At 43.5% G+C, this 630-nt stretch carries 2 tRNA genes; both read right to left on the bottom strand.

What is annotated here, in order from left to right:
• Positions 1-202 precede the first annotated feature (202 nt).
• Positions 203-278 (bottom strand) — tRNA-Ala (locus EYS00_RS20455).
• A 111-nt stretch (positions 279-389) separates the two neighbouring features.
• A tRNA-Ile gene (locus EYS00_RS20450) sits at positions 390-466 on the bottom strand.
• Positions 467-630 lie beyond the last annotated feature (164 nt).

The following is a 630-nucleotide window of genomic DNA, read 5'->3' as shown; positions in this document are numbered from 1 at the left end:
TCAATTGGACTTGCCAATTGACACGTTTTTCAACGCTCTTAGATAACAAGCAATTCGTCAAGTAGAGTAGTTAAGAACGTCTTTCGACATCTCAGTTACTCAATTTTGATTGATTACTATTAATATCAGCTTTCCAAATTGTTAAAGAACATGTGGTTGTAAAAACCACTTTTAAATACACTTATCTAAATGCACTTAGAAGTGGTGGAGCTAAGCAGGATCGAACTGCTGACCTCCTGAATGCAAATCAGGCGCTCTCCCAGCTGAGCTATAGCCCCATTGGTATAACCAACAGTATGTTAGTGCATTTCTTACTTAATCAAGGAAAAGGAAGCCGTAGTGTGCGAATAGCACATGAGGTTTACTTTGACGAAGAGTAAGTGAGAAATTGGTAGGCTTGGGCAGACTTGAACTGCCGACCTCACCCTTATCAGGGGTGCGCTCTAACCAGCTGAGCTACAAGCCTATTGCTTGGTCTTTGTCGCCCATGCTGCCTTGCTCCGGAATTTGCTTGGTCACAATCAGACGATTGCTCCCTGCGACAAATTCCTCGCGGCGTTGCCTGAACAACAAATCCGCTGCGCAATACTCCGTTTAGGTGAGTACTACCTTCTGGTGTTCTTCTTTAAA

It is taken from the genome of Alteromonas sp. KUL49, assembly GCF_006538345.1.
Classification (GTDB): Bacteria; Pseudomonadota; Gammaproteobacteria; order Enterobacterales; family Alteromonadaceae; genus Alteromonas.
Note: the sequence above shows the minus strand (reverse complement) of the source record. Positions and strands in the feature narration are given on the sequence as shown.